This is a genomic window from Streptomyces sp. RPT161 (assembly GCF_027533845.1).
Taxonomy (GTDB): Bacteria; Actinomycetota; Actinomycetes; order Streptomycetales; family Streptomycetaceae; genus Streptantibioticus_A; species Streptantibioticus_A silvisoli_A.
On sequence record NZ_JAPZVN010000003.1, the window covers coordinates 380,607 to 407,438 of the forward strand.

At 70.2% G+C, this 26,832-nt stretch carries 25 protein-coding genes, 2 tRNA genes and 1 pseudogene; 6 read left to right on the top strand and 22 right to left on the bottom strand.

Annotated elements, in window-relative coordinates:
- Positions 1-135: 135 nt before the first annotated feature.
- From O5O46_RS09775 to pgsA, 14 genes are all read right to left on the bottom strand, one after another.
- Entirely contained in the window at positions 136-696 is a 561-nt protein-coding gene (locus tag O5O46_RS09775) for an adenine phosphoribosyltransferase (RefSeq protein WP_269854922.1), read from the bottom strand.
- Positions 697-712: 16 nt separating this feature from the next.
- Complete coding sequence (gene secF / locus O5O46_RS09780) at positions 713-1,843, bottom strand: protein translocase subunit SecF (protein ID WP_269854923.1); 1,131 nt, start codon at positions 1,841-1,843, stop codon at positions 713-715.
- Positions 1,843-3,621, bottom strand: coding sequence for a protein translocase subunit SecD (gene secD / locus O5O46_RS09785; protein ID WP_269854924.1), 1,779 nt, complete (start codon positions 3,619-3,621; stop codon positions 1,843-1,845). Before secD ends, secF begins: the two co-directional genes overlap by 1 nt.
- 126 nt (positions 3,622-3,747) lie before the next feature.
- Positions 3,748-4,236: a preprotein translocase subunit YajC gene (yajC, locus tag O5O46_RS09790; RefSeq protein ID WP_269854925.1), complete on the bottom strand. Its 489-nt coding sequence runs from the start codon at positions 4,234-4,236 to the stop codon at positions 3,748-3,750.
- A 173-nt stretch (positions 4,237-4,409) separates the two neighbouring features.
- Positions 4,410-5,474, bottom strand: a complete 1,065-nt coding sequence (gene ruvB, locus O5O46_RS09795; RefSeq protein WP_269854926.1) for a Holliday junction branch migration DNA helicase RuvB — start codon at positions 5,472-5,474, stop codon at positions 4,410-4,412.
- Positions 5,475-5,521: 47 nt separating this feature from the next.
- Positions 5,522-6,136: a Holliday junction branch migration protein RuvA gene (ruvA, locus tag O5O46_RS09800; RefSeq protein ID WP_269854927.1), complete on the bottom strand. Its 615-nt coding sequence runs from the start codon at positions 6,134-6,136 to the stop codon at positions 5,522-5,524.
- Entirely contained in the window at positions 6,133-6,669 is a 537-nt protein-coding gene (gene ruvC / locus O5O46_RS09805; protein ID WP_269854928.1) for a crossover junction endodeoxyribonuclease RuvC, read from the bottom strand. The genes ruvA and ruvC overlap by 4 nt, the downstream gene beginning before the upstream one ends.
- A gap of 111 nt (positions 6,670-6,780) precedes the next feature.
- Positions 6,781-7,533, bottom strand: coding sequence for a YebC/PmpR family DNA-binding transcriptional regulator (locus tag O5O46_RS09810; protein ID WP_269854929.1), 753 nt, complete (start codon positions 7,531-7,533; stop codon positions 6,781-6,783).
- A 74-nt stretch (positions 7,534-7,607) separates the two neighbouring features.
- Positions 7,608-8,204 carry a pyridoxal 5'-phosphate synthase glutaminase subunit PdxT gene (pdxT, locus tag O5O46_RS09815; protein ID WP_269854930.1) on the bottom strand — a complete coding sequence of 199 codons (597 nt, stop codon included), beginning with the start codon at positions 8,202-8,204 and terminating at the stop codon, positions 7,608-7,610.
- A 132-nt stretch (positions 8,205-8,336) separates the two neighbouring features.
- Positions 8,337-9,251: a pyridoxal 5'-phosphate synthase lyase subunit PdxS gene (gene pdxS / locus O5O46_RS09820; RefSeq protein WP_269854931.1), complete on the bottom strand. Its 915-nt coding sequence runs from the start codon at positions 9,249-9,251 to the stop codon at positions 8,337-8,339.
- A 210-nt stretch (positions 9,252-9,461) separates the two neighbouring features.
- Positions 9,462-10,010, bottom strand: coding sequence for a hypothetical protein (locus tag O5O46_RS09825; protein ID WP_269854932.1), 549 nt, complete (start codon positions 10,008-10,010; stop codon positions 9,462-9,464).
- A 193-nt stretch (positions 10,011-10,203) separates the two neighbouring features.
- Positions 10,204-11,355, bottom strand: a complete 1,152-nt coding sequence (locus O5O46_RS09830) for a glycosyltransferase family 4 protein (protein ID WP_269854933.1) — start codon at positions 11,353-11,355, stop codon at positions 10,204-10,206.
- Complete coding sequence (locus tag O5O46_RS09835; RefSeq protein ID WP_269854934.1) at positions 11,352-12,290, bottom strand: phosphatidylinositol mannoside acyltransferase; 939 nt, start codon at positions 12,288-12,290, stop codon at positions 11,352-11,354. The genes O5O46_RS09830 and O5O46_RS09835 overlap by 4 nt, the downstream gene beginning before the upstream one ends.
- Positions 12,287-12,949: a phosphatidylinositol phosphate synthase gene (gene pgsA / locus O5O46_RS09840; RefSeq protein ID WP_269854935.1), complete on the bottom strand. Its 663-nt coding sequence runs from the start codon at positions 12,947-12,949 to the stop codon at positions 12,287-12,289. The genes O5O46_RS09835 and pgsA overlap by 4 nt, the downstream gene beginning before the upstream one ends.
- 289 nt (positions 12,950-13,238) lie before the next feature.
- On the opposite strand from pgsA, the gene O5O46_RS09845 reads away from it, so the two are divergent.
- Complete coding sequence (locus O5O46_RS09845) at positions 13,239-15,437, top strand: elongation factor G-like protein EF-G2 (RefSeq protein ID WP_269854936.1); 2,199 nt, start codon at positions 13,239-13,241, stop codon at positions 15,435-15,437.
- Positions 15,438-15,666: 229 nt separating this feature from the next.
- The gene (locus O5O46_RS09850; RefSeq protein ID WP_269855154.1) at positions 15,667-17,253 is read left to right on the top strand and encodes a hypothetical protein; all 1,587 of its coding nucleotides are present in this window, start codon (positions 15,667-15,669) and stop codon (positions 17,251-17,253) included.
- Between the two features lie 101 nt (positions 17,254-17,354).
- Here the strand turns inward: O5O46_RS09850 and O5O46_RS09855 are convergent, their stop codons facing one another.
- The 4 genes from O5O46_RS09855 to O5O46_RS09870 all read right to left on the bottom strand — a co-directional run bounded on the left by O5O46_RS09855 (position 17,355) and on the right by O5O46_RS09870 (position 21,941).
- Positions 17,355-17,915: an HIT family protein gene (locus O5O46_RS09855; protein ID WP_269854937.1), complete on the bottom strand. Its 561-nt coding sequence runs from the start codon at positions 17,913-17,915 to the stop codon at positions 17,355-17,357.
- Between the two features lie 82 nt (positions 17,916-17,997).
- Positions 17,998-19,980 (bottom strand): threonine--tRNA ligase, encoded by a 1,983-nt coding sequence (gene thrS / locus O5O46_RS09860; protein WP_269854938.1) that lies wholly within the window; start codon positions 19,978-19,980, stop codon positions 17,998-18,000.
- A 201-nt stretch (positions 19,981-20,181) separates the two neighbouring features.
- Positions 20,182-21,375, bottom strand: coding sequence for a hypothetical protein (locus O5O46_RS09865; protein WP_269854939.1), 1,194 nt, complete (start codon positions 21,373-21,375; stop codon positions 20,182-20,184).
- Complete coding sequence (locus O5O46_RS09870) at positions 21,375-21,941, bottom strand: DUF4365 domain-containing protein (protein ID WP_269854940.1); 567 nt, start codon at positions 21,939-21,941, stop codon at positions 21,375-21,377. The genes O5O46_RS09865 and O5O46_RS09870 overlap by 1 nt, the downstream gene beginning before the upstream one ends.
- 241 nt (positions 21,942-22,182) lie before the next feature.
- Here O5O46_RS09870 and O5O46_RS09875 point away from each other — a divergent pair, with 241 nt between their 5' ends.
- Positions 22,183-22,911 (top strand): exonuclease domain-containing protein, encoded by a 729-nt coding sequence (locus tag O5O46_RS09875; RefSeq protein ID WP_269854941.1) that lies wholly within the window; start codon positions 22,183-22,185, stop codon positions 22,909-22,911.
- Positions 22,912-23,028: 117 nt separating this feature from the next.
- Here O5O46_RS09875 and O5O46_RS09880 read toward each other — a convergent pair.
- From O5O46_RS09880 to O5O46_RS09890, 3 genes are all read right to left on the bottom strand, one after another.
- Positions 23,029-23,100 (bottom strand) — tRNA-Val (locus O5O46_RS09880).
- Between the two features lie 62 nt (positions 23,101-23,162).
- A complete protein-coding gene (locus O5O46_RS09885; protein ID WP_269854942.1) occupies positions 23,163-23,636 on the bottom strand; it encodes an SRPBCC family protein in 474 nt (157 codons plus the stop codon).
- 68 nt (positions 23,637-23,704) lie between these two features.
- Positions 23,705-23,776, bottom strand: a tRNA-Val gene (locus O5O46_RS09890).
- A 325-nt stretch (positions 23,777-24,101) separates the two neighbouring features.
- Between O5O46_RS09890 and O5O46_RS09895 the strand changes: the two genes are divergently transcribed.
- Positions 24,102-24,515: an SsgA family sporulation/cell division regulator gene (locus O5O46_RS09895; protein ID WP_003959770.1), complete on the top strand. Its 414-nt coding sequence runs from the start codon at positions 24,102-24,104 to the stop codon at positions 24,513-24,515.
- Positions 24,516-24,761: 246 nt separating this feature from the next.
- A pseudogene (locus tag O5O46_RS09900) lies at positions 24,762-25,304 on the top strand (CGNR zinc finger domain-containing protein); the annotation flags it as partial.
- Positions 25,305-25,658: 354 nt separating this feature from the next.
- Here O5O46_RS09900 and O5O46_RS09905 read toward each other — a convergent pair.
- Positions 25,659-26,132, bottom strand: a complete 474-nt coding sequence (locus O5O46_RS09905) for a hypothetical protein (protein WP_269854943.1) — start codon at positions 26,130-26,132, stop codon at positions 25,659-25,661.
- A gap of 164 nt (positions 26,133-26,296) precedes the next feature.
- Here O5O46_RS09905 and O5O46_RS09910 point away from each other — a divergent pair, with 164 nt between their 5' ends.
- Positions 26,297-26,815, top strand: coding sequence for a DsbA family protein (locus O5O46_RS09910; protein WP_269854944.1), 519 nt, complete (start codon positions 26,297-26,299; stop codon positions 26,813-26,815).
- Positions 26,816-26,832 lie beyond the last annotated feature (17 nt).

Here is a 26,832-nt window from a genome sequence, read left to right on the forward strand (position 1 = left end):
ACTCCTCAAGCGGGTCGGACTCCCATGGTATCGGTGTGTCGACCAGGACCGCGTGCGACGGCGGTCGGCAGCTCCCGGACACGGCGGAGGCGGGCTCCCCGGCCGGGAAGCCCGCCTCCGTCGCGGTGTCGAGCGTCAGACGACGATGAGCGCCTCCAGGGGCGCCCCCGCCAGGGTCGGCGCAAGACGGCCGCGGCCATCCAGGAAAGCGAGTTCCATCAGCACCGCGACGCCCGCCACCTCAGCGCCCGCGCGCCGGATGAGGTCCAGCGAGGCCTCCGCGGTACCGCCGGTGGCCAGCACGTCGTCGATGACGAGGACCCGGTCTCCCGGCCCGAAGGCATCCGAGTGGACCTCGATCTCGGCCGTTCCGTACTCCAGCTCGTACCCCTGCCGCAGGGTGCTGCCGGGCAGCTTGCCCGCCTTGCGTACCGGTACGAAGCCGATCTCCGCCTTGGCCGCCGCCGGAGCGGCGAGTATGAAGCCGCGGGCTTCGAGGCCGACGACCTTGTCGGCTCCCAGGCGCACGCACAGCGCGGCCAGGGCGTCGGTAAGGGCCCCGAAGGCCGCCGGGTCAGCGAGCAGCGGGGTGATGTCCTTGAACACCACGCCCGGCTTCGGATAGTCGGGTACGTCGCGGATCCGGCTGAGCAGCAGTTCACGCAGGTTGGATCGGGCGGTGTCCGCCGTGGTCACTGGTGGGTCTCCTCGCTCAGCGGCGCTTGCCGGAAGGACGGCCGCGGCCGCGGGAGCGTGCGGTGGGCTGACGTCGCTGACCGCCGACGGTGGCCGTGGCGGCCGCCTCGACCGGCTCGTCGTCGGCGTCCGCGGGCACCGCGTCCTGCGGCTCCTCGCTCTCGCCCTTCGCCTCGGCCGCGGCGCGCTTGGCCTTGACCCGCTTGGCGAGCGCCCGCATCTCCGGGGTGCGCTCCTTGAGGGAGGCGACCAGCGGGGTGGCGATGAAGATCGAGGAGTAGGCACCGGCCGCCAGACCGACGAACAGCGCCAGCGCGATGTCGTTGAGCATTCCCGCGCCGAGCAGCCCGCCGCCGACGAACAGCAGCGCGGCGACCGGCAGCAGGGCGACCACGGTGGTGTTGATGGACCGCACCAGGGTCTGGTTGAGGCTGCGGTTGGCCAACTCGCTGTAGGTGAAGCGAGTTTGGCTGGTGATGCCCTTGGTGCTCTCCTTCAGACCGTCGAAGACCACCACGGTGTCGTAGAGCGAGTAACCGAGGATGGTCAGCAGGCCGATGACCGTACCCGGGGTCACCTCGAAGCCGACGATCGCGTACACACCGATGGTGATGGTGAGGTCATGGACCAGCGCGACCAGCGCGGAGATCGCCATGCGCCACTCGAAGGCGACGGCGAGGTAGAGCACCACCAGGACCATGAAGATGACCAGGCCGAGTTCGGCCTTCTGGGAGATCTCCTGGCCCCAGCTCGGGCCGACCACCTGCGGGGAGATGGCGTTGGGGTCGACGTTCAGTTCCTTGGCGAGGTCCTGCTTGACCTTGTCCGCGGTGGTGCCGTCGATGCCGCTGACCTGGATGCGCAGTCCGCCGGTGCCGAGCTTCTGGGCGATGACGTCGTGGTGCCCGGAGATGACGTTCTGCGTCTTGGTCTGCGCGTCCCCCGTCGACACCGAGGTCTTGGGCGTGGTGAAGACCGCGCCGCCGGAGAACTCGATGCCCTTGTTCAGGCCGTTGACCGCGAGGCCGATGATCGCCACGAGGGTGATGACGATGGAGACGCCGTACCAGAGCTTGCGCTTGCCGACGAAGTCGTAGGAGACCTCGCCCCGGTGCAGGCGGTGACCGAGATTACCGAGCCGGGACATCAGGCCTCCTTGGCTTCGGGGCTGGCGGTACGGCGACCGCGGCGCAGCGGTGCCTGGACACCGAGGCTCTTGGGGTTGAGCCCGGACCAGGGGTGGCCCTGCGCGTAGAACTTGCGCCGGGCGAGGATCGTCATCAGCGGCTTGGTGAACAGGTAGACCACCACCACGTCGAGCAGGGTGGTCAGGCCGAGGGTGAACGCGAAGCCCTGGACCTTGCCGACCGAGCAGATGAACAGCACGGCCGCGGCGAGGAACGACACGAAGTCGGACACCAGGATGGTGCGCCGGGCCCGCGGCCAGGCCCGCTGGACCGCCGGGGCGAGGCTGCGGCCACCGCGTAGCTCGTCGCGGATCCGCTCGAAGTACACGATGAACGAGTCCGCCGTGATACCGATCGCGACGATGGCACCGCAGACCGCGGGCAGGTTCAGCGCGAAGCCGATCGCCGGGCCGAGCAGCGTCATGATGGCGTAGGTGAGCGCGGCGGAGACCAGCAGGCTGACCACGGCGACGAAGCTCAGACCGCGGTAGTACGCGAGCAGGTAGAGCACCACCAGCGCCAGGCCGACCGCGCCGGCGATCAGGCCGCCGTGCAGTTGCTCACCGCCGAGCTGCGGGGAGACGGTGGTGACGTCCGAGGTGTTGAAGGACAGCGGCAGCGCGCCGTAGGACAGCACGTTGGCCAGGTCCTCGGAGGACTGCTGGGTGAAGTTGCCGTAGATCTGGGCGCTACCGCCGGTGATCGCCGAGGAGACCGAGGGCGCCGAGACGACCTGGTTGTCCAGCACGATGGCGAACTGGTTGTTCGGCGGCTGCTGCTTGGCGAGCTGACCGGTCACGTCGGCGAACTTCTTGCCGCCCGCGGAGCTGAACTCCAGCGTGACGATCCATCCCTCACCGGACTGGGTGTCGTAGACCGACTTGGCGCCGGAGACCTGCTTACCGTCCACCTGGGCCGGGCCCAGGATGTACTTGGTCTTGCCGTCCTGGCTGCACGCGACGGTGGTGTCGGTCGGCTGGGCGCCGAGCCCGGCGTTCGCCATCTGCGTGGGCTTGGAGCAGTCCAGCGCGTTGAACTGCTTCTGCACGGCCGGGGGCACGCCTGCGGCGCCGGAGGTCGGCGGAGGCGTGCTGGCCGCGGACGGGTTGGTCGAGGGGGTGGCCGACGAGGTCGCCTTGGGGCTGCTGGAACCGGCCGCCTTGACAGCGTCGGTGACCGCCCGGCCCTGGGCGGTGGAACTGGGCGACGGGGAGGTCGACGGCTTGGCACTGGCACCGTTCTTGCCCGCGCCCGACGGGGAGCTGGACGGGGCGGACGACGGGCTGCCGGAGGGGCTCGGCGACGGCTTGTTCCCGGCGGCCGGGGCGTTGTTGGCCTCGGTGATCACCGTGCGGAAGTACAGCTGGGCGGTGGTGCCGACCTGCTTCTTCGCCTGGTCGGCGTTGGTACCCCGGGGGATGTCGACGATGATGTTGCGATCGCCCTGGGTCTGCACCTCCGCCTCGGAGACACCAAGACCGTTGACCCGCTTGTTGATGATGTTGACCGCGGTGTCCATGTTGGCCTTGTTGATCGCGTTGGCCTGACCCGGAGTGTTCTTCGCGGTCAGCGTGATCTCGGTGCCACCGGCGAGGTCGATGCCCAGCCGCGGGCTGGTGTGCCCGGAGATGAACATGCCTCCGGTGAGCGCGACCAGAGCCACCAGGATCACGGCCAGCGCGCGGCCGGGGTACCCCTGGGCCCCCGGCGACCTGCGCCCCTTCTTGGGTGCTGCCACCTTCTCGTTTCTCCCTGTCCAACCGTTTCCGCGTCGGCGTTGCTGTCGCGGGACGGCCACGAATGATGTGAGGACGTGCCGGACGTGCTGGACGCAGGGCCTTCAGCCTAGCCCTGAACCCGCGACTTACTTCTCGCTGTCCTTGGCGTCCTTCGCCGTGTCGGCGTCGCGCACCGCGTCCTTGGCGTCGGTGGCCTCGCCTTCGGTGGCAGCGGCCTTGTCCAGGTTGACGGGCTCCTCGTCCTGGGACTTGGCGGCGTGCTCCGGCTCGTCGGCGGGCTCGACGACCGGGGTGCCGTCAACGCCGGGGTGCTCGTCGAAGGTGAGCGGGATGTCGTTGTTGACGAGGCTGTCGTACTCCTCGTCGCTCAGCACCGCGCCGACGGCGTTCTTGGCGTACAGCGAGTGGACACCCGGAGCGACCTCCAGCAGGACGGTCGTGTCGCGGACCTCCTTGACCTTGGCGATCATGCCGCCGATGGTCCGCACACCCGTACCGGGCTGCATCTGGTTGCGCATCTCGGCGGCCTGGCGCTGCTTGTTCTTGGCCGAGCGGGTCATGAGCAGCATGACGCCGATGATCAGGATGAAGGGGAGAAGCGTGGCGATGTTCACGGCCTGGGGGTTTTCCTTCGCGCGGCCACGTGGACGCGGCCTGGTCTACGGATGGGGGTGTGGGGTGCGGATGCCGTCCTAGGAGGGCATCGGCGGAGTCTAGGCGAACCCACACCTTGGGAACAACGCCCAGCATTGCACTCAGGTTCCGCGAGCGGCGAGTCCCCGCGCCGTCACTGGCCGAACAGCCCCTGCTGGCCGGGCGGGTTCGACTGCTGCGGCGGCACCAGGCCCAGGTGGGCCCAAGCGGCGGGAGTGGCGATCCGGCCACGCGGCGTGCGCGCCAGCAGCCCCTCACGCACCAGGAACGGCTCCGCCACCTCCTCCACCGTCTCCCTCTCCTCCCCCACGGCCACCGCCAGTGTCGACAGTCCCACCGGTCCACCGCCGAACAGCCGCAACAGGGCGTCCAGCACCGCGCGGTCCAGCCGGTCCAGGCCGCGCAGGTCCACCTCGTACACATCGAGTGCCTGCGCGGCGATCTCGCGGGTGATCGCGCCGTCCGCCTTGACCTGGGCGTAGTCGCGGACCCGGCGCAGCAGGCGGTTGGCGATCCGGGGGGTGCCGCGGGACCGGCCGGCGATCTCGGCGGCGCCCTCGGGGTCGATCGCCACGTCGAGCAGATCGGCGGAGCGGCGCACGACCCGCTCCAGTTCGGCGGGCCCGTAGAACTCCATGTGGCCGGTGAAGCCGAAGCGGTCGCGCAGCGGGGGCGGCAGCAGGCCCGCCCTGGTGGTGGCACCGACCAGGGTGAACGGCGGCAGCTCCAGCGGAATGGCGGTGGCGCCGGGGCCCTTGCCGACGATCACGTCGACCCGGAAGTCCTCCATCGCCATGTAGAGCATCTCTTCGGCGGGCCGGGACATCCGGTGGATCTCGTCGAGGAAGAGGACCTCGCCCTCGGTGAGCGACGACAGGATCGCGGCCAGGTCGCCCGCGTGCTGGATGGCGGGTCCCGACGTGATCCGGATCGGGGCGCCCATCTCGGCGGCGATGATCATCGACAGGGTGGTCTTGCCGAGGCCCGGAGCGCCGGAGAGCAGTACGTGATCGGCGGTGCCGCCGCGCTGGCGGGCCGCTTTGAGCACCAGGTCGAGTTGTTCGCGGACCCGCTCCTGACCGATGAACTCGCCGAGGTCCTTGGGCCGCAGGGCGGCCTCGACGGCGCGCTCCTCACCGTCCGCGGCTGCGGCGACCAGCCGCTGGTCGGTCTCGGGTACTGGGTCGTCCCAGGTCATGGGTGGGTCTGTCCTTTGTCGGGGCGGACGTCGGTGCGGTCGGCGGGCTAGCGGGCCCGGTTGAGGGTCTTCAGAGCGGAGCGCAGCAGAGCCGAGACATTGGGCGTGCCACCCTCGGCCTCCGCCTCGGGCGCCACCGCGGCGACCGCTTCATCGGCCTGCCGGGGCTGGTAGCCCAACCCGACCAGGGCGGCGTGGAGTTGGTCCCGCCACGATGCGGGCGCGGCGGCCGCGGGGGCCGGCACGGTGCCGCCGCCCACGGGGGCGCCGAGTCGGTCCTTGAGCTCCAGCAGCAGCCGTTGGGCGCCCTTCTTGCCGATGCCGGGCACCGCGGTGAGCGCCTTCTCGTCGTCCGTGGCGACGGCCAGCCGCAGGGCGTCGGGCGAGTGGACGGCGAGCATGGCCTGGGCCAGCCGGGGCCCAACCCCGCTTGCCGTCTGCAGGAGTTCGAAGACCTGCCGCTCGTCGTCGTCGGCGAAGCCGTAGAGGGTGAGCGAGTCCTCGCGCACCACCAGGGAGGTGGCCAGCCGGGCCGGCTCCCCCAACCGAAGCGCGGCCAGGGTGCCGGGGGTGCACTGGACCGACATCCCCACACCGCCGACCTCCACGACCGCGGTGTCCGGGGACAGGGCCGCGACCGGCCCACTGACGAAGGCGATCATGCGGTGCCTTTCGGAGTACGGAGCCGCTGGGCGGCGACGGCCTGGCGCAGCCGGTCGCTGGCCGTGCCGCGCCAGATGTGGCAGATGGCCAGGGCCAGCGCGTCGGCGGCGTCGGCGGGCTTGGGCGGTGCGTCAAGCCGTAGCAGCCGGGTGACCATGGCGCCGACCTGCGCCTTCTCGGCCCGGCCGCTGCCGGTGACGGCGGCCTTGACCTCGCTGGGGGTGTGCAGTGCGACCGGAAGGCCGCGACGGGAGGCGCAGAGCAGGGCGACGGCGCTGGCCTGCGCGGTGCCCATCACGGTGCGGACGTTGTGCTGGCTGAACACCCGCTCCACGGCGACGAATTGCGGCCGGTGCTCGTCGAGCCAGGCCTCTATGCCGCGTTCGATGAGCACCAAACGCTCGCCGATGTCCGCGTCGGCCGGGGTGCGGACGACGCCAACTCCCGCCATGCGCAACGGTTTTCCCGGGGCGCCGTCCACCACGCCGATGCCGCAGCGGGTCAGTCCGGGGTCCACTCCGAGCACACGCACCGAGCCCCTCCCTTCACGCCGTCGATCAGCTGTTCTTCGGAGGTTATCGGGTGCCACTGACAACGAAGGGGGGCCGGTGGGGGTGTTTCCCACCGGCCCCCCTTCAGGGGCTCAGGCTTCGACCTTCTCCATGATCTCGTCCGGGACGTCGAAGTTGGCGAACACGTTCTGCACGTCGTCGCTGTCCTCAAGGGCGTCGATCAGCTTGAAGATCTTGCGCGCGCCCTCCTCGTCCAGCTCCACCTGCATGGTGGGAAGGAAGTTGGCGTCGGCGGAGTCGTAGTCGATGCCCGCCTCCTGGAGCGCCTTGCGCACCGGGACCAGGTCGGTGGCCTCGCTGATCACCTCGAAGGACTCGCCCAGGTCGTTGACCTCCTCGGCGCCCGCGTCGAGCACGGCACCGAGCACGTCGTCCTCGGTCAGCCCGTTCTTCGGGACGATCACCACGCCCTTGCGGTTGAACAGGTACGACACCGAGCCCGGGTCGGCCATCGAGCCGCCGTTGCGGGTCATCGCGACGCGCACCTCGGAGGCGGCGCGGTTGCGGTTGTCGGTGAGGCACTCGATCAGCACGGCGACACCGTTCGGGCCGTAGCCCTCGTACATGATCGTCTGGTAGTCGGCGCCGCCCGCCTCCAGGCCGGCACCGCGCTTGATCGCGCTGTCGATGTTCTTGTTCGGTACCGAACTCTTCTTGGCCTTCTGTACGGCGTCGTAAAGAGTCGGGTTGCCGTCCAGGTCGGCGCCGCCCATCCGCGCCGCGACCTCGATGTTCTTGATCAGCTTCGCGAAGAGTTTGCCGCGCTTGGCATCAATCACGGCCTTCTTGTGCTTCGTCGTAGCCCATTTAGAGTGGCCGGACATCCGCCTGTCTCCTTCACGTCACCAAACTGCCAACGAACACTTGTGATCCTACCGGGATCACGCGGTCCGGCTTTTCACCCCGACTGCCGCACCATGCCCGCGAACAACGCGTGCACCCTGTGGTCTCCGGTCAGCTCCGGGTGGAAGGAGGTGGCGAGCAGGTTGCCCTGGCGGACGGCGACGATCGTCTCGTCCCGCAGCCGCGCGAGCACCTCGACCCCGGCGCCCACCGACTCGACCCATGGAGCGCGGATGAAGACGCCCTCGCAGGGGCCGCCCTCGATGCCCGCGATCTCCACGGCGGCCTCGAAGGACTCGTTCTGGCGGCCGAAGGCGTTGCGACGCACCGTCATGTCGATGCCGCCGATGGTCTCCTGGTCGTCACGGCCGTCGAGGATCTTGTCGGCGAGCATGATCATGCCCGCGCAGGAGCCGTAGGCGGGCATTCCGCCGCGTATCCGGGCGCGCAGCGGTTCCAGCAGGCCGAAGGTGACGGCCAGCTTGGACATGGTGGTGGACTCGCCGCCCGGGATCACCAGGCCGTGGACACCGTCGAGTTCCTCGGGGCGGCGCACCGGGCGGGTCTGGACACCGGCGGCCTCCAGCGCGGCGGTGTGCTCACGTACATCGCCCTGGAGGGCGAGCACGCCGACGGTGGGGGTAATGGGCACAGCGGAACCTTTCGCAGGCGTTTCTCGGCCCAACGGACGGGCCACGGCCGCGCGGTGGGGATTCCGGGGCGAAGCCCCTGGAAGCTCCCAGCGCGGCCGTGGCCCGGACCATCGGTGGTTCGGGGCGGGTGGTTACCAGCCGCGGTTGGCGTAGCGCTCGGTCTCCGGGAGGGTGTCGCAGTTGATGCCGACCATGGCCTCGCCCAGGCCGCGGGAGACGTCCGCGATCACCTTCGGGTCGTCGTAGAAGGTGGTGGCCTTCACGATCGCGGCGGCGCGCTGGGCCGGGTCGCCGGACTTGAAGATGCCGGAGCCGACGAAGACGCCCTCCGCGCCGAGCTGCATCATCAGCGCGGCGTCCGCCGGGGTGGCCACGCCGCCCGCGCTGAACAGCACGACGGGCAGCTTGCCGAGCGTGGCGACCTCCTTGACCAGCTCGTACGGGGCGCGCAGCTCCTTGGCGGCGGCGTACAGCTCGTGGTTGTCCAGGCCGCGCAGCCGGGCGATGTCGCCCTTGATCTGGCGCAGGTGGCGCACCGCCTCGACCACGTTGCCGGTGCCCGCCTCGCCCTTGGAGCGGATCATGGCCGCGCCCTCGGCGATCCGGCGCAGCGCCTCGCCCAGGTTGGTCGCACCGCACACGAAGGGCGTGGTGAAGGCCCACTTGTCGCTGTGGTTGACCTCGTCGGCGGGGGTGAGGACCTCGGACTCGTCGATGTAGTCCACGCCCAGCGCCTGGAGCACCTGGGCCTCGACGAAGTGGCCGATCCGGGACTTGGCCATGACCGGGATCGACACCGCGTTGATGATGCCGTCGATCATGTCGGGGTCGGACATGCGGGCCACGCCGCCGTCCTTGCGGATGTCGGCGGGCACCCGCTCAAGCGCCATGACCGCGACGGCACCGGCGTCCTCGGCGATCTTGGCCTGCTCCGGGGTGACCACATCCATGATCACACCGCCCTTGAGCTGCTCGGCCATGCCGCGCTTGACGCGCGCGGTGCCGGTCTCGGGGCTGGCAGTGGTGCTGGCGGGCGTGGTGGACAAGATTGACCTCACTCGTTGAGATACGTGTGCGATAGGCCCATCGTAGGACCGTACGGATCGACCCTGGACCTGCCCTCAGGTCCACTTCGGCCGGACCGCCGCTACGGAACTGACAAAACCCGAGGCATCAGGCCAAGAACAAGGGCCAATCGCCACCCAGTGGCCCGATTTCCACCGCTCCGCGGGCCGCGGTTGGCCTGGGAACGGCCGCTAGCGGCTCGCCCCGTCCGCGGTGAGGGCCTGCGGCGGCTCGTCGTCCATCTCGAAGGCCAGCGGGAACGGCGCGTGCCCGGCCAGCCGGAACCAGCGGACGGCGCGCTGCCGCCGTAGGGCGCGCGCGGCGCGCACCGCGTCGTTGTGGAACCGGCGGGCCATCGGGGTACGGCGTACCGCCGCGGTCAGTTCGCCCACCGCCTCCGGGCCGCCCGGTGCCTCCCGTACCGCCTGTACGGTGTCGGGCTCGGCGAAGACCGCGCGCAGCGTCTGGCTCAGGTCACTCTCCGCGACCTCGCGCTGCTCGTCCTCGGCCTGCCGGGCCGCGTGGGCGGTCTGGTACAGCACGATCGAGGCGGCCGGATCGAGGATGCCGGAGGTCGCCAACTCCTGTGCCACCGAGGCGCGGCGCAGCAGTTGCGCGTCCAACGCGGCGCGCGCCGCGTCGATGCGCGCGTGCAGGCGGTCCAACCGGCCGGCGGTCCAGCTGAGGTAGATGCCCAGCAGGACCAGTGCTGCCGCGATCCAGATCAAGGTGAACGTCACGGGCTGCAAGCCTACGGGTTCCGTGCGGATGGTCGGGGGTTCGCGTGGTCTCTCCGCCACCCGCCCGCCCGTTCGCCGTCCCACCGGCGGGCAACGCCTCGCCCCCCACCCACAACCGATGCGGCGCACCGGTACGCGAAGGGGGCGGCGAACGGGTGGGAGGCGGGAAGAGGAACGCGAACCCGGCGGAGGGTCACAGGCGCAACCGCGCCCGCAGCCCGGTCCGTTCGTCCGGCGCCACAGAAGCCGCGCCGTCCGTCACCATCTCGTAGACCGAAAGGATCTCCGCCCCGACCGTCGACCAGTCGAACCGCCGTACGTGCCTGCTGCCCAACTCCCGCAGCTCCGCGAGCCGTTCGCGGTCGCCGAGCAGCCGTACCGCCGAAGTGGCCAGCGCCTCCGCGTCCTCCACCGGGAACAACTCGCCCGCCGCTCCCCCGTCCAGCACCTGCCGGAAGGCGTCGAGATCGCTGGCCAGCACCGGCGCGCCCGCCGACATCGCCTCCACCAGGATGATGCCGAAGCTCTCACCACCGGTGTTGGGCGCCACGTACAGGTCCACGCTGCGCAGCATCCGCGCCTTGTCCTCGTCGCTGACCATGCCGAGGAACTCCACACGCTCGCGCATGGATTCGGGCAGCCCGTCGACCGCCTCCTCCTCGTCGCCGCGCCCGGCGACCAGCAGCCGGGTCTCCGGCCGGGCCGCGAGGATCTTCGGCAGCGCCCGCATCAGCGTCGGAAGTCCCTTGCGCGGCTCGTCGATCCGGCCGATGAAGCCAATCGTTTCCCCTTGCCACTGCGGCTTCGGTTCGGCCTTCGCGAAGAAGTCGACGTCGACGCCGTTGGGGATCACCACGGCATCGCCGCCGAGATGTTCGACGAGGGTGCGCCGGGCGTACTCGCTCACCGCGATCCGCGCGCTGATCTTCTCCAGCGCCGGTTGCAGGATCGGGTACGCGGCGATCATGGCGCGCGAACGCGGGTTGGAGGTGTGGAACGTGGCCACGATCGGCCCCTGCGCCGCCCAGCAGGACAGCAGCCCCAGCGACGGCGAGGCGGGCTCGTGGATGTGGATCACGTCGAAGGCTCCGTCGTGCAGCCAGCGCCGTACCCGCGCGGCGGACAGGAAGCCGAAGTTGAGCCGGGCCACCGAGCCGTTGTACGGCACCGGCACCGCCCGCCCGGCGGAGACGACGTAGCCCGGCAGCGGGGTGTCGTCGTCGGCCGGGGCCAGCACCGAGACCCGGTGGCCGAGACCGATCAGGTGCTCGGCGAGGTCCCGGATGTGGAACTGCACGCCACCGGGGACATCCCAGGAGTACGGGCAGACGATCCCGATCCTCAAGGCCGCTCCGTTCCGGAGCTGTCGGACCGCCGAGCGGTGGTGTCCGGGCGCGGTTCCAGGTCCGCCAGCCACAGCCGCTGCAGCATGTGCCAGTGCTCCGGATGCTCGGCGATGCCCTCGGCGAAGGCGTCGGCCATCCGTTGCGTCATCGCCTTCGCCTTCTCGGTCCGGGTCCCGTCCTCGGGCACCTCGATCCGGGGGTGCACCTGTCCGCGCATGACCGCCGACTCGTCGTACCAGAGGGTGACCGGCAGTAGCGGCGCACCGGTCTGTACGGACAGCATCGCAGGTCCCGCGGGCATCCGGGCGGTATCGCCGAAGAACGAGACCTCGATCCCGGAGGCGGACAGATCGCGGTCGGCGACCAGGCACACCAGTCCCCCGGCACGCAGCCGCCGGGCGAGGGCGCCGAACGCGGCGCCGCCGGTGTGCGGCAGCACCTCCATGCCCAGGCCCTCGCGGTAGGCGACGAACCGGTCGTAGAGCGTCTCGGGCTTGAGCCGCTCCGCGACGGTGGTGAACGGTACGCCGAGCTTGGTGGTGACCCAGGCGCCCGCCAGGTCGTAGTTCCCCATGTGCGGCAGGGCGAGGATCACGCCGTTGCCCGCGGCGAGCGCCTCTTCGAGCAGATGGATGTCCTTGACCTCGAAACCGTCCCTGATGCGCTGCCTGCTCCAGGCCGGGAGCCGGAAGGACTCCATCCAGTACCGCAGGTAGGAGCGCATTCCGGCGCGGGACAGCTCGGCCAGGCGCTCGGGGGTGGCGTCCGGGACGACCCGCGCGAGATTCGCCTCCAGGCGCAGTACTCCCTTGCCGCGCCTGCGCCAGGTCAGATCGGCTATGCCCCGGCCCAGTGCGTGCGCCACGGGCTCGGGCAGCCGTTTGACCGCGGTCCATCCGGCCCCGTACAGCGCGTCGGTGAGCTTCTCCTTCACGCCGGGTTCCCCTCCCCTTCGTGTGCCGCCGCGTCGGCCTCCGCCGCCTCGCGGCGCACGGTGACCACGCGCTGCACCATGGTCACCAGGCTGCCCGCGGCCACGATCCACAGCGCGATCGGCAGCAGCACCTGGATGCCTGGTACACCGAACTTGTGCAGCCCGGAGACGCCGCAGGCCACCAGTGAGATCACCAGCCGCTCGGCGCGCTCCACCAGCCCGTTGACGTTGACCGGCAGCCCGATGGCCTCGCCGCGCGCCTTGGTGTACGAGACGATCTGGCCGCTGGCCAGGCAGAAGATGGTCACCGCGCACAGCACCAGGCTGTGGCCGCCCCCGGCGTACCACAGCGCGAGACCTCCGAAGATCGCCGCGTCCGCCACCCGGTCAAGGGTGGAGTCGAGGAACGCCCCCCAACGGCTGGAGCGGCCCAGCTGGCGGGCCATGTTGCCGTCGACCAGGTCGGAGAAGACGAACAGGGTGATGACGACGGTGCCCCAGAAGAACTCGCCCCTGGGGTAGAAGGCCAGCGCCCCCGCCAGCACGCCCCCCGTACCGACGAGGGTGACCGCGTCGGGGCTGACGCCCAGACGCAGCAGCAGTGCGGCGAACGGTGTGAGGACACGCGTGAAGAAAGCACGCGCGTACTTGTTCAGCATGGCCTTCCCGACAGGTCAGTGGTACCGGCTTGGCCCCTTTCGGCCCCGGCGGCCCCATCGTAGCCAGGCGCCGAGTGCGGCCGGTCACAGGCACCCGTCCGGTACGGGCGGGGGTACGACGTATGGACGCAAACGTAAGGGCGTGGGAAGGTCGAATAACCGCGGGCGCCACCGGAGCCGCCTGATCAGTCCCGTGGCCTTCGCGTTCGCGCCTGCAGCGAGCCAGCCCTGCCCTCATGAGCCGCGGGCTCGACGAGGGCAGCCACCATGCAGTGACTGGAGGCAAGCGATGGGCGACAGGCGAGACGCACATGCTGGAGCCGCCGGAGGCGCACCGGCGGCCGACCGGCCCGAAGGACTGCGGAACGTGGTGCTGGTCGGCCACAGCGGAGCGGGCAAGACGACGCTGGCGGAGGCGCTGGCGTTGGCGGGTGGGGCGATGAACCGGTGCGGCCGGGTCGAGGAGGGGACGACGGTCTCCGACTTCGACGAGATCGAACACCGGCAGCAGCGTTCCGTACAGCTCTCCCTGATCCCGGTGGACTGGGGCAACGTCAAGATCAATCTGCTGGACACCCCCGGGTACGCGGACTTCGTCGGGGAGTTGAGGGCCGGTCTGCGCGCGGCGGACGCGGCCCTTTTCGTCGTCTCGGCCGCGGACGGCGTGGACGGCGCCACCCGGATGGTGTGGGAGGAGTGCGCGGCGGTCGGCATGCCCCGCGCGGTGGTGGTGACCCACCTGGAGAACGCCCGCGCCGACTTCGACGAGATGACCGCCATCTGCCAGCGCGTCTTCAGCGGCGACGACCCCGATGCGGTGCTGCCGCTGTACCTGCCGCTGTACGGGGAGGAGGGGCCCGACGGGCACACCCCGGTGGCGGGGCTGATCGGGCTGCTGTCGCAGCGCGTCTACGACTACTCCTCGGGCGAACGGGTCGAACGCGACCCCGACCCCGAGCACCTGCCGCTGATCGCGGAGGCCCGCAACCGGCTCATCGAGGGGATCATCGCCGAGAGCGAGGACGAGACCCTCATGGACCGCTATCTCGGCGGCGAGGAGATCGACTTCAAGACCCTCATCCAGGATCTGGAGCGGGCCGTGGCGCGCGGCACCTTCCACCCGGTGCTGGCCGCCGCGCCACCGGCCGAGGGCGCCCGGCAGGGCCTGGGCACCCTGGAACTGCTGGAGCTGGTCACCGGAGGCTTCCCGACCCCGGCCGAGCGGGAGACGCCCGCGGTGACCACCCCGCAGGGCGCACCGCGCCCGCCGCTGCCCTGCGACCCGGACGGGCCGCTGGTCGCCGAGGTGGTCAAGACCTCCTCCGACCCCTATGTGGGCCGGATCAGCCTGGTGCGGGTCTTCTCCGGGACGCTGCGCCCAGACGAGACGGTGCACGTGTCCGGGCACGGCCTGGCGGACCGCGGGCATGAGGACCACGACGTGGACGAGCGGGTCGGGGCGCTGTCCTCCCCGTTCGGCAAGGTCCAGCGGCCGGTGCCCAGGGCCATCGCGGGCGATCTGGTGTGCGTGGCGAAGCTGAGCCGCGCGGAGACCGGCGACACCCTCTCCGCGAAGGACGATCCGCTGCTGATGGAGCCTTGGGTCATGCCGGACCCGCTGCTGCCGGTGGCGATCGAGGCGCACAGCAAGGCGGACGAGGACAAGCTGTCGCAGGGCCTGGCCCGGCTGGTCGCCGAGGATCCGACGATGCGCCTTGAGCAGAACCAGGACACCCACCAGGTGGTGCTGTGGTGTCTGGGCGAGGCGCATGTGGATGTGGCGCTGGAACGGCTGCGCGCCCGGTACGGGGTGCAGGTTGACGCGGTGCCGTGCAAGGTGTCGCTGCGCGAGACCTTCGGTGAGAAGGCGGCCGGGCGCGGTCGGCACGTCAAGCAGTCCGGTGGGCACGGGCAGTTCGCGATCTGCGAGATCGAGGTGGAGCCGCTGCCGGTGGGCTCGGGCATCGAGTTCGTGGACAAGGTGGTCGGCGGCGCGGTACCGCGGCAGTTCATTCCTTCGGTGGAAAAGGGCCTGCGGGCGCAGGCCGCCAGGGGCGTGGCGGCCGGCTACCCGGTGGTGGACATCAGGGTCACCCTGCTCGATGGCAAGGCGCACTCGGTGGACTCCTCGGACGCCGCCTTCCAGACCGCGGGCGCGCTGGCGCTGCGCGAGGCCGCCAAGGAGGCCCGCATCCATCTGCTGGAGCCGGTCGCCGAGGTGCAGGTACTGGTCTCGGACGAGTACGTGGGGCCGGTGATGAGCGACCTCGCCGGACGCAGGGGCCGGGTGGTGGGCACCGAACCGGCGGGCCCCGGGCGGACGTTGGTGCGTGCGGAGGTGCCGGAGATCGAGATCGGCCGGTACGCGATCGACCTGCGGTCGATCTCGCACGGAACCGGCCGGTTCAACCGCTCGTACGCCCGGCATGAGCCGATGCCGTCGCAACTCGCCGCGAAGTTGCGGGAGGAGCAGGAGGGGAGCAGGTAACTCCCGTCCCACACAGCTCGGGAGACGTCCTTCGCATCGCACCACTGACGGGTTGGTCACCGTCCGGATACGCTGTGCTCGTAGATCGGACGGTGTGCCAATCCGATCCGCGATGACGGTAGTTGACGGCCCGCCGCGGGCCGTCGGGTGAGGGAGTTGGGGGGCGGAAGTGTCTTTCTCCGGCGTGGAGTTCGACTTCAGCCCGGGCGCTCAGGTGCCGCTCACCGGTATGGGTGGGGAGACCGCCGCCACACAGGCGCTCTCCTCCGCCGCGTACCGGGACGGGCCGGTCGAGGACCTGGTGAAGATCAACCCCGAAGCGGGCGTCGGACCACCGAAGTTGTCCCTCTTCGAACCCAACCTCGGCGAGGCGTTCGCCCGTGCCGTACAGGTGCGGATGCTGGGCGGCGCGCGCAAGGAGACCGTTCAGTCGTTCGGCATGGACCCGCAGACCGTGGTGGTGCACTGCCTGGCGGCCAACCGGATCCGGCAGCAGCGCGACCGCCGGCTGACCGTTGTGATGGGCGTGTGCGGGCTGCTGTTCCTGCCCGGTGTGCTGATCTGGCTCGGCGCGTTCCAACTGCGCCGCACGCTCGGCAAGTTGGCGGGCCGGGTCAGCTCACTGGGCGGCCTGGTGCTCGCGGTGGTGGTGGGACTGGCCGCGCTGTTGCTGTTGCGGCCACCGCTGACCGGGTTCTTCGGGCTGTACCTGCGGGTGATGCTGCTGGTTCCGATCCTCGGCTGGTACGTCGCCAAGCGGATCTGCGAGAAGACCGCGGTGGACCTGCGGGAGCGCTGGGCGTCGCTGCTCGGCGGGGGCGGGGTCGGCGCCAGGATCCCGGAGGCGGTACCGCAGCACCCCAACCAGACCCGCGCCGAGCTGATGCGGCAGTCACTGGTGGCGCTGGCCACCGAGCAGAGCAGCAACGTGGTCTTCTACGCCGGTCCCAAGGGCATCCTGGGGATGGGATCGCGGTGGGGCGTCTGGCAGTTGGCGGAGGAACTGGAGCCGCGGCCCGACACCGACATCCACCCGTTCCGCAGCTGGGACGTGATCAAGGCCATCCAGGACCGGTTGCGCGATCTGGAGCGCGGTCCGCTGCACACCGGCGGTTTCCCCAAGCCGACCGTACGGCACTGGATCGTGGCGCCGGTCGGGGAGAACGCCAAGGAGGTCAGCCGACCCACCGGGCCCGAGGTCGAGGGCTTCACCGTCAAGGACTTCGAGATACAGCGGATCTGCAACGAGCAGCAGTTCGGCAGCGGCAACCGGCACTACCTCGGTGTGCAGTTCGTGCTGTGGGACGGTCAGTTGGTGATCAACCTGCTGATCACGGTGACGGTGCTGCACTACACCCTGCGGATCGAGGTGACCGGGCATGCGCTCGGGCCGGTGAACTCGCTGTTCATGGGCGGCCCTTCACCGAAGACCAAGGAGGTGTCCAAGACCGTCAAGTTCTGGGAGACCAGGACCGTACACCTGCCGCTGGTGGACGCCGGGGAGGTGGTACGGCTCGCGGCGCGGGCGCCGTTCACCTGGTTCCCGCCGGTGCTGGACTTCCTGGGCGGCCAGCTCGCGCTGCCCGAGCCGTTCGGGCTGCGGCACGCGTGGGCGGACAAGCCGTGGAAGCACCGCTTCATGGCGGACGACGCGTTGCGCGCGGCCACTCCCGTGCTGCGGGCGGTGAACGCCGCGGCGATCTCCGTGCTGGAGGAGAACGGGGTGAACACGGAGCGGTTCACCAATCGCTCCCTGGTGCTCAGCGGGTTGGTCCAGGCGGCGGAGCCCAGGGCCGCGGACGCTTATAACGCGTAGCGGCCGGGTTCTCTCCCAGCCGCCCGGCCTTTGTCCTCAAACGCCGGACGGGCTGACAGATCAGCCCGTCCGGCGTTTGAGGACGACGCGCGCAGCGTGGATCAGTCGTGCGGCCAGTGGGCCGCCAGCATGGCTCGCGTGTCCGCGAGAAGTTGCGGCAGCACCTTCGTGTGGCCGACCACCGGCATGAAGTTGGTGTCCCCGCCCCAGCGGGGCACGACGTGCTGGTGCAGGTGGGCGGCGATACCGGCGCCCGCCACCGCACCCTGGTTCATGCCGATGTTGAAGCCGTGCGCTCCGGACGCCGAGCGCAGCGCGGTCATCGCCCGCTTGGTGAACTCCGCAAGCTCCGCCGTCTCGGCCTCGTCGAGGTCGGTGTAGTCCGCGACGTGCCGGTACGGCACCACCATCAGATGGCCACCGTTGTACGGGTAGAGATTCAGCACCGCGTAGACCATCTCACCGCGCGCGATGATCAACCCGTCGACGTCGGACTTGGCCGGAATCGCGCAGAAGGGGCAGCCGTCACCGGCCTCCGGACCGGTGGGCTTGTTCTCGCCCTGGATGTACGCCATGCGGTGCGGGGTCCACAGGCGCTGGAACGCGTCCGGCGTCCCCACTCCGATCTGGTGCTCCGGCTCAGTCGTCATGTTGTGCAGCATATTCGCCCGCGACGCGGGGCGAAGCGGCGAGGGGCGGACCGCAATGGTCCGCCCCTCGTTACCCCGGCCGCGCGGGGACCAGTCACACCTGGATACGGCGCTCCACAGCATCAACGATCTCGGCCAGCGCTTGGTCACTGGGGATGCCGTTCTTCTGCGAACCGTCGCGGTAGCGGAAGCTCACCGCGCCGCTCGCCACGTCCTCGTCACCAGCGATGATCATGAACGGGATCTTCAGCTTCTGCGCGTTGCGGATCTTCTTCTGCATCCGGTCCGACGAGGAGTCCACCTCGACCCGCAGCCCCTTCGCCCGCGCCTGGGCCGCGAACTCCTCCAGGTACGGCACGTGCGCGTCACCGATCGGGATGCCGACCGCCTGGACCGGCGCCAGCCAGGCCGGGAACGCGCCCGCGTAGTGCTCGGTCAGCACGCCGAAGAAGCGCTCGATGGAGCCGAACAGTGCCCGATGGATCATCACCGGACGCTGCCGTGAGCCGTCGGCGGCCTGGAACTCCAGGTCGAACCGCTCGGGCAGGTTGAAGTCCACCTGGATCGTGGACATCTGCCAGGTGCGGCCGATGGCGTCCCGCGCCTGCACGGAGATCTTCGGGCCGTAGAACGCGGCGCCACCCGGGTCCATCACCAGGTCGAGTCCCTGCTTCTCGGCCGCCTCGCGCAGCGTCTGGGTGGCCTCCTCCCAGACCTCGTCGGAGCCGATGAACTTCTCCGGGTCCTTGGTGGACAGCTCCAGGTAGAAGTCGTTGAGCCCGTAGTCACGCAGCAGGTTCAGCACGAAGGTGAGCAGCGAGTCCAGTTCGTCGGCCATCTGCTCCTTGGTGCAGTAGATGTGCGCGTCGTCCTGGGTCAGACCGCGCACCCGGGTCAGACCGTGCACCACGCCCGACTTCTCGTACCGGTAGACGGTGCCGAACTCGAAGAGGCGCAGCGGCAGTTCACGGTAGGAGCGGCCCCGGGACCTGAAGATCAGGTTGTGCATGGGGCAGTTCATGGGCTTCAGGTAGTACTTGTGGCCCTCGTCGAGCTCCATGGGCGGGTACATGCCGTCCGCGTACCAGTCCAGGTGGCCGGAGGTCTGGTACAGCTCCTGCTTGGTGATGTGCGGGGTGTTGACGAACGAGTACCCGGCCTCCTCGTGGCGCCGGCGCGAGTAGTCCTCCATCACCCGGCGGATGACACCGCCCTTGGGGTGGAACACCGGCAGGCCGGAGCCGATCTCCTCGGGGAAGGAGAACAGGTCGAGTTCGGCGCCGAGCTTGCGGTGGTCCCGCTTCTCGGCCTCGGCCAGCCGGTCGAGGTACGCCTTCAGCTCGTCCTTGGACGGCCACGCGGTGCCGTAGATCCGCTGCAGCTGCGGGTTCTTCTCGCTGCCGCGCCAGTAGGCGGCGGCGGAGCGCATCAGCTTGAAGGCCGGGATGATCCGGGTGCTGGGCAGGTGCGGACCGCGGCACAGGTCCTTCCAGCACAGCTCGCCGGTCTTGGCGTCGAGGTTGTCGTAGATGGTCAGCTCACCGGCACCGACCTCGGCCGAGGCGCCCTCGGCGGCCTCCGCGGCGGAGCCCTTCAGGCCGATCAGCTCCAGCTTGTACGGCTCGGCCGCCAGTTCCTCGCGGGCTGCCTCGTCGCTGACCGCGCGGCGGGAGAAGCGCTGGCCGCGCTTGACGATCTCCTGCATCTTCTTCTCGATGCGCTTGAGGTCCTCGGGGTGGAAGGCCTCGGCGACGTCGAAGTCGTAGTAGAAGCCGTCCTTGATCGGCGGGCCGATGCCGAGCTTGGCCTCCGGGAAGATCTCCTGCACGGCCTGCGCCATGACGTGCGCGGTGGAGTGGCGCAGGATGTTCAGCCCGTCCTCGCTGTCGATGGTGACGGGCTCGACCTCGTCGCCGTCGGAGAGCGGGTAGCCGAGGTCCTTCAGCTCACCGGCGACACGGGCAGCGACGACGGAGCGGTCCCCTTCGAAGAGGTCCGCGGCCGTCGTCCCCGTCGTGACCACGCGCTCTTCCCGTTCCACGGAATCGCGTTTGATGATCACACGGAGCTCTGACACCGGTTTCTCCTGACTCATGACATGCGGTCGGCAGCGGACGCTGCACCGCTGAATCGTACCGAGCGGGACCGCCACGGCGCTAAGCCATGATCGTCATGAGCTGCCGCCGAGGGTCCGAGGGCCCGCTCCCACGGACATTGCGCGGCGACGGCGGGCAACCACGACGGTGGAGACCGGTGGTGCCGCACGCACCGCGACCCCCTAGTCGACGGCGTCAGCGGCCTCCTGCAAGGACTTGAGCAGTCGGTCGCGCTCGGCGGCGTCCACATGCAGAAGCGTCACGCCACTCGCCCCCGACAACCGGCGAAAGCCGCGCCCGGGCTCCAGTTCCCCGCTGACCCGGACCGGCAACCCCACCAGATGGGCGTGGGCGGCGACGCGGTAGTCGTCCGCCGCCAAGCGCATGCGAACGTGCCGTACGTCCGCACCCCCGAGCACCCGCAGCCGCACCGAACCGCCCTCCGCCGGACGGGCACTGCGCAGCCGGACCACGGTCCCGGTCACGGTGACCGGGACCGGCGGCTCCGAGGCGGCGTAGCGGGCGGCGGCCTGGTGCAGCGCGGGCAGGTCGCCCGGCGAGAACTCCACCGGCTCCGGGCGGGCGGCCACTCCGAGTGGCAGCCCGGCCGCCGGGGACCAGGCCAGGGCGATCTCGGCTCCCTCGCTGTCCCGCACCAAGTGCGCGACCGCCGCGACGAGTTCATGGCACACGCCCAGTTCCACCGCCGCGTCGAAGGCCTCAAGGCGGCCGGTCGCCCGCTGGTAGTCCACCGCGTCCCGGGCCGCCTGCAGGGCGCGCAGCAGCGTGATCGTGACGTGCCGCTCGTCCGGCGCCGGGGCGTACGCGGTCAGCAGATGACCGCCGGAGGACGGGCCGATCAGCACCCGTTCCAGATAGGCGGTGGCGTACCGCCCGTGCCGTTCCCCGAAGTATCCGGCGTTGCCCTGGGCGGCCCGCGCGGCGGCCGAGAGCATGCCGCGCACCGCGTCCCGCAGCCGCTCCGCCGCCGTCCACGGCACCGCCCCGGCGCACCGGGGCACGTCCCGCCGCCAGCGGATCTCGTCCCCCGGCACGGTCAGGGCCAGCAGCACCTCGCGGGCCGAGGGCGCGCCGGAGTGGGCCAGCGCGGTCAGTGCCTCGCCGACGAGGTCGGTGCAGTCCCCGTACTCCGTGCTCGCGGGCACCAGCAGGCTGGTGGCCGCCATACCGCTTCGGGTGCCGCTGCCGGGCGGGGTCCAGCGGGTGTACCGGCCGCTCTCGCCGCCCCTGCGCTGCCAGCCGTGCCGGGCGAGCAGCGCGGTGAGCACCTGGGGGTCGACGCGCTCGGGGTCGGGCAGTTCCGCCGCGGGCGGTTCGGGTTCTGACGGTTCGGGGTCCGGTCCGGTGAGTCGCATCAGGGTCTCCCTCCCGCCCCGACCCGCGTCATGATCTCGCACAGCGCCCGGTCGTCGAAGATCCGGGTCGTGGGGATCCGCACGGTGGTCTTGTACCTGCCCGTCACCGGCTGGCCGGCGAGGTTCGTCCAGTAGCAGCAGTGCCTCAGCTCCATGCGGTCGTGCCCCGCACGCAGCCACTGCTCCTGGCTGCGCGGCACCAGCATCACGACGAGGATCTTGTGCACCGACACCGGTGTCCTGGCCAGCTTGGCGAGGTGGGCGTTCTCCAAGGTGAAGGAGAAGAACGCCCCGGGTGGGTTCGGTGCCACCTGGTAGGTGCACTTGAGCTGCACCTTGATGGTGACCTCGTCGTCCACCGCGTGACCGCGCGAGCTGTGGCTGAGGTGCCAGTCGATGCCGTTGTCGGGGAAGGGCTGGGCGAGCGAGCATCCGGCCGCCGCGGCCACCGCATGCAGATAGCCCACCTGAAGGGTCTCCATACAACTGGTGGTGGCGAGTCCTCCCCGTAGCGGTGCCGTCCGTTCGGGAAGCAGCCCGCCGGGTTCGGGCTGAGCGAGCGCCATGGCTGCTGCCGTGCCTTCCGGGCCTTGCGCGAATCGTTTCCCCGCGACGAACCGTAGGCGGCTGGGGCGGTTTGGCCGCCCAGGAATCGAACGGGCCGTCAACTCTGTCTTCTCCGGCGGGAGTGATCCGCAAACAGGTGCGAACCGGTGCGCGCCACGACGGTTCGATGACGTGGCGTCACGGGTAGGAAACGGACAGTGGGTTGTCCGTCGGGTCAAGAGGGCGGAAGGGGTGGCGGTCATGGCACGTTGGTTCGAAGGGCCCCTGGCCGCGTTCGACACCGAGACCACCGGGGTGGACGTGGAGCACGACCGCATAGTGTCGGGCGCCCTCGTCGTACAGGACCGGGCAGACGCCGAACCGCGCTTCCTGCGCTGGCTGGTCGACCCCGGTGTGCCGGTACCGGAAGCCGCGCGGGCGGTGCACGGGCTGACCGATGCCCATCTGCGGGAACACGGCGCCGCGCCGGGTCCGGCCGTGGAGTCGATGGCGCGGGCGCTGGCACACGAGTCGGAGCCCGGCACACCGCTGGTGGTGATGAACGCGCCGTTCGACCTGACCCTGCTGGACCGGGAGTTGAGGCGGCATCGCGGGCTCGGCCTGTTCGGCTACCTGGAGCGCACGGCGCTGTGCGTACTGGACCCGAGGGTGCTGGACAAGTACGCGGACCGCTACCGCAAGGGCCGCCGTACCCTGAGCGACCTGTGCGCGCACTACGGCGTCCCGCTCACCGACGCGCACGACGCGGCGGCGGACGCGCTGGCGTCACTGCGCCTGGTGCGGGCGATGGGCCACCGCTACGCGGAGCGCGGCATCGGTCTGATGTCACCGGCCGAACTGCATGTCCGCCAGGCTTTGTGGCATGCGGCACAGGCTCGCGGCCTGGAAGCCTGGTTCGCCAGAAGCGGTTCCCCGGAACGCTGCGACCCGGCGTGGCCACTACGCCCGGAACTGCCCGCTGCGGCTTAGCACCCGCCTCAAGCCCGTTCGGCGCCTGAGGACCGGGGTTCGGGGAGAAGGCCCCGAAGATTCCCCATAACCAACAAGACCGGTCAGCGACTTGAAGCTGACCGGTCTCACTCGGGGTGGGCGATACTGGGTTCGAACCAGTGACCTCTTCGGTGTGAACGAAGCGCTCTCCCACTGAGCTAATCGCCCCGGTTGTTCCGCGGTTGCCGCCGCGGCACGTGCAGAACAATACAGTGCGCGGGACGTCGTGTTCAAACGCCGTTCTCCCGCCCTTGTTCCGACCGCTCGGCGAGCAGGGCGCACAATCCCCGGCGCCCGGCGCGCATCATCAGCGCGTGGTTGGCCCGGAAGAACAGCCGACCGGGAACGGAGAGCCACCGCATCACGGGTTTGCGGACGATCACCTGCTGCTCGAACGCCGCCCGGGTCCCGGTGCCGCGGGGGCCGAGCGTCCACCGTGCCCAACCCTCAAGATCACCGGTCATCGCGATCTCCAGCACCCCCGCCGCCGGATCGCGCCGCGCCTCGCGGGCGGTTACCACCAGCTCGTATGGGAGGACGGAACGGAAGCGGGCGGTGCCGCTCCACTCGTCGATCGGGTCGACCCGGCGCACCTGCGGCCACCACCGGGGGTACTCCTCGGCGCGTTCCAGCACCGCGTAGACCTCCGCGAGGGGAGCGTCCAGCCGCCAGACGTCGCGAAAGCGGTACCGGCACCAGTCCATGGCGCCCAGTGTGACGGCAACGCACGAGGGCCCGGAAGCCTTCTCGGCTTCCAGGCCCTCGGTCGGGGTGGGCGATACTGGGTTCGAACCAGTGACCTCTTCGGTGTGAACGAAGCGCTCTCCCACTGAGCTAATCGCCCCGGCGCGGAGACAACATTACCGCATGTCAGCGGGGGCTCTTGACCACCTCGGTGCCACCGGTCGTGCTTCGGTGCGCCCGCGCCCGCCTGGAGACACCGCCGGAGGTGAAGCGCTACCGTCACTCTTCGTGATCACAACGGTACAGTCGACCGATCCGACCGCTCACCGCATCGGCCCATCAGGGCAGCCCAGGACTGGTCCGAACGAAGTACCAGAAACCTCACAAACCAGTCAGAGGGGTTTACAACGTCCTCGCAGGTGGCATGTCGATTTCGCCGACGTGCGAATCCCCGAGCGCACACTGAGCGAAAGGCCTTGGCGCTTATGAACACCACGGTCAGCTGCGAGCTGCACCTGCGCCTCGTTGTGTCGAGCGAATCCTCACTGCCCGTACCCGCGGGCCTGCGGTACGACACGGCCGATCCCTACGCCGTGCACGCCACCTTCCACACCGGTGCCGAAGAGACGGTCGAATGGGTGTTTGCCCGCGACCTGCTCGCGGAGGGGTTGCACCGTCCCACCGGAACCGGCGATGTCCGTGTCTGGCCCTCCAGGAGCCATGGCCAGGGCGTTGTCTGCATCGCCCTGAGCTCTCCAGAAGGCGAAGCACTGCTGGAAGCCCCGGCCCGGGCGCTGGAGTCGTTCCTGAAGCGGACCGACGCCGCCGTACCGCCGGGCACCGAGCACCGTCACTTCGACCTCGATACCGAGTTGTCCCACATCCTCGCGGAGAGCTGAGCCCCCGCCCGCTGCCCGCGGCCGTCCTACTCGGGGGGACGACGCGGGCCTGACATCGCGCGTCGGAGCGCCGTTGCCGCGGAACCCCGCGGCGCGGCGCTTCTGCGTGTGCGGCGGTCACGGCCGGATCGGCGGGCTGATCCAGGTGGCGACAGCGCACGGTCCACTTGAGTAAAGTCACCCGGCAACAACCGCGGGCCCGACCCGCCGGTGCGCTGTCCGACCCTCCGGCCAGGGAGCGAAGCCGTGCTGATCAACCATGACACCCGGTGCGCCCTCGACCGTGTCGTCGACCTGCTCAACACCGCGCCGGAGAGCGAGGGCCGGGAGAGGCTGGACGGCCTGGAGTCGCTGCGCGACTTCGTGGCGCGCAACCGGGTCAGCGATGTCGGGCGGCTCGCGGAGTCGGATCTTCCAGCGGTGCGGGCGGTACGCGCCCGGTTCGGCGAGGTGCTGACCGCGACCGGCAGCCGCAAGGCGGCGGCCCTGATCAACACCATGGTCGCGGAGGCCGGGACCACCCCTCGACTGACCGACCACGACGACTACGACTGGCATGTGCACTACTTCGCCCCCGGCGCCTCGCTGGCCCAGCAGCTCGCCGCGGACGGCGGGATGGCACTGGCGTTCCTGGTGGTCGCGGGGGAACGGGACCGGCTGCGCCGGTGCGCCGCGCCGGACTGCCGTCGCGCGTTCGTCGACCTGTCCCGCAACCGCTCGCGCCGCTACTGCGACAGCCGCACCTGCGGCAACCGCCTGCACGTCGCCGCGTACCGCGCCCGCCAGCGCGCCGAGCGGTCAGAAACCAAGCAGGTCGTAACAGGCGCCGAAGAAGATCAGGGTGCCGATCACCCCGAGAAACACCATGAGCGGCGGCTGGGAGAGCGCGAAGAGGCACCCACGGGAGTCGTCGTTCATCTGGTACGCGGCCTCGACAGGTCGTAAGTCACTCGACAGGGGGCAGGCCCGCACAACAGTACGTCCCTGTAAGCCTCAAGTCGCTTACGCCAGAGGGGAGTTGGCGGCTGCCATAACGATCATCGCGTAATGCGGCCGCCCAGAGGGCCCAACACGCTGACCCGCGGGGGTGGTTGTGGGGCACATAACGGCGTGGCGCCGTGGCGCCACGCCCAACGCACTTGATCAGATGCCGTGTTTCCGAAGGATTTCCTCAATGTCCCCCATTTCGGAGGAAAGTTCATCGTTCGCCGCGCCCTTGCCCTTCGCCTTGACCGCGGGCTTCGACCGGCCCAACCGCGGTGCGGAACCGGCGGCGACCGCCTGACCGCCCCGCGACGGCCGGACGGCCTCGCGCTCGGCGCGGCTGACCTGCTTCGAGTCGCCGAAACGGGTGGAGACGTAGAGCACCACGGCCAGGGCCAGCACCGCGAAGCCCGCCCACACCGTCGGCTTGAGTACCAGGCCGGTCGCCCAGCTGCCGACCGCACTGCCGATCTTGCCCGCCAGGGTGATCAGCCCCGCCTCGTACAGTCCGATGGGCAGCAGTGCCAGTGCGGCGATGCGGGTCGCCCGGCGGAACCGGCGGCGCCAGGCGGTCAGCAGCGCCACCGCGAGTCCCGCGCCGGACAGGGCGACGCACACGGTGGCGGTCAGCATCGCCCACTCCTCGTGCCGATTCCGGACATGGCCACTCCAATCAGCCGGATGTGCGTCATCTCCATCGTGCACCGGCCGCGGCGCCGCGGGCCATGCCCGGACCCCGGCTTCAGGGAGATCTCGGGGTGATGATCCTCCCCACGACCTACTGAGAGACTGGCCGTATGAACGAAGCCAAACCCCGCAGCGCGACCCTCGACTTCTGGTGCGACCTGCAGTGCCCGGACTGCCGCACCGCCTGGCAGCAGGATCTGCGGGAGCTACGCGACCAGTACGGCGACCGGCTGGAGATCCAGCTGCGGCACTTCCCCCTGGAGAAGCACAAGTACGCCTTCGCCGCGGCGCAGGCCGCCGAGGAGGCCTTCGTCCAGGGCAGCGGCTGGGAGTACGTCGAGGCGGTACTGGACCGGATCGAGGAGTTGGAGCGGCAGGGCGAGCCGCTGCTGGTGCGCATCGCCGAGGAGTTGGGGCTGGACGACGAAGAGATGGACACCGCCCTGGTGGACGGCCGCCACATCCTCACCGTCGACGCCGACCACGCCGAGGGCAAGGCGATCGGTGTGACGGGCACGCCGACGTACGTGATCGCGGGCGTCCGCCTGGACGGTGGCAAGAGCCAGGCGGGACTGCGCGAGCGCATCCGGCAACTGGCGGACGAGGCCCTGGCCTCGCCCTCGGAGTAGCGGCTCGCCCCAGGGCC

Excerpts from the sequence above, each read along its gene's own strand:
- secF (WP_269854923.1), bottom strand. The coding sequence starts at position 1,843 with ATGTCCCGGCTCGGTAATCTCGGTCACCGCCTGCACCGGGGCGAGGTC.
- ruvB (WP_269854926.1), bottom strand. The coding sequence starts at position 5,474 with ATGACCTGGGACGACCCAGTACCCGAGACCGACCAGCGGCTGGTCGCC.
- ruvA (WP_269854927.1), bottom strand. The coding sequence starts at position 6,136 with ATGATCGCCTTCGTCAGTGGGCCGGTCGCGGCCCTGTCCCCGGACACC.
- O5O46_RS09810 (WP_269854929.1), bottom strand. The coding sequence starts at position 7,533 with ATGTCCGGCCACTCTAAATGGGCTACGACGAAGCACAAGAAGGCCGTG.
- pgsA (WP_269854935.1), bottom strand. The coding sequence starts at position 12,949 with ATGCTGAACAAGTACGCGCGTGCTTTCTTCACGCGTGTCCTCACACCG.
- O5O46_RS09845 (WP_269854936.1), top strand. The coding sequence starts at position 13,239 with ATGGGCGACAGGCGAGACGCACATGCTGGAGCCGCCGGAGGCGCACCG.
- O5O46_RS09850 (WP_269855154.1), top strand. The coding sequence starts at position 15,667 with ATGGGTGGGGAGACCGCCGCCACACAGGCGCTCTCCTCCGCCGCGTAC.
- O5O46_RS09855 (WP_269854937.1), bottom strand. The coding sequence starts at position 17,915 with ATGCTGCACAACATGACGACTGAGCCGGAGCACCAGATCGGAGTGGGG.
- O5O46_RS09865 (WP_269854939.1), bottom strand. The coding sequence starts at position 21,375 with ATGCGACTCACCGGACCGGACCCCGAACCGTCAGAACCCGAACCGCCC.
- O5O46_RS09870 (WP_269854940.1), bottom strand. The coding sequence starts at position 21,941 with ATGGCGCTCGCTCAGCCCGAACCCGGCGGGCTGCTTCCCGAACGGACG.
- O5O46_RS09875 (WP_269854941.1), top strand. The coding sequence starts at position 22,183 with ATGGCACGTTGGTTCGAAGGGCCCCTGGCCGCGTTCGACACCGAGACC.
- O5O46_RS09885 (WP_269854942.1), bottom strand. The coding sequence starts at position 23,636 with ATGGACTGGTGCCGGTACCGCTTTCGCGACGTCTGGCGGCTGGACGCT.
- O5O46_RS09895 (WP_003959770.1), top strand. The coding sequence starts at position 24,102 with ATGAACACCACGGTCAGCTGCGAGCTGCACCTGCGCCTCGTTGTGTCG.
- O5O46_RS09905 (WP_269854943.1), bottom strand. The coding sequence starts at position 26,132 with ATGCTGACCGCCACCGTGTGCGTCGCCCTGTCCGGCGCGGGACTCGCG.
- O5O46_RS09910 (WP_269854944.1), top strand. The coding sequence starts at position 26,297 with ATGAACGAAGCCAAACCCCGCAGCGCGACCCTCGACTTCTGGTGCGAC.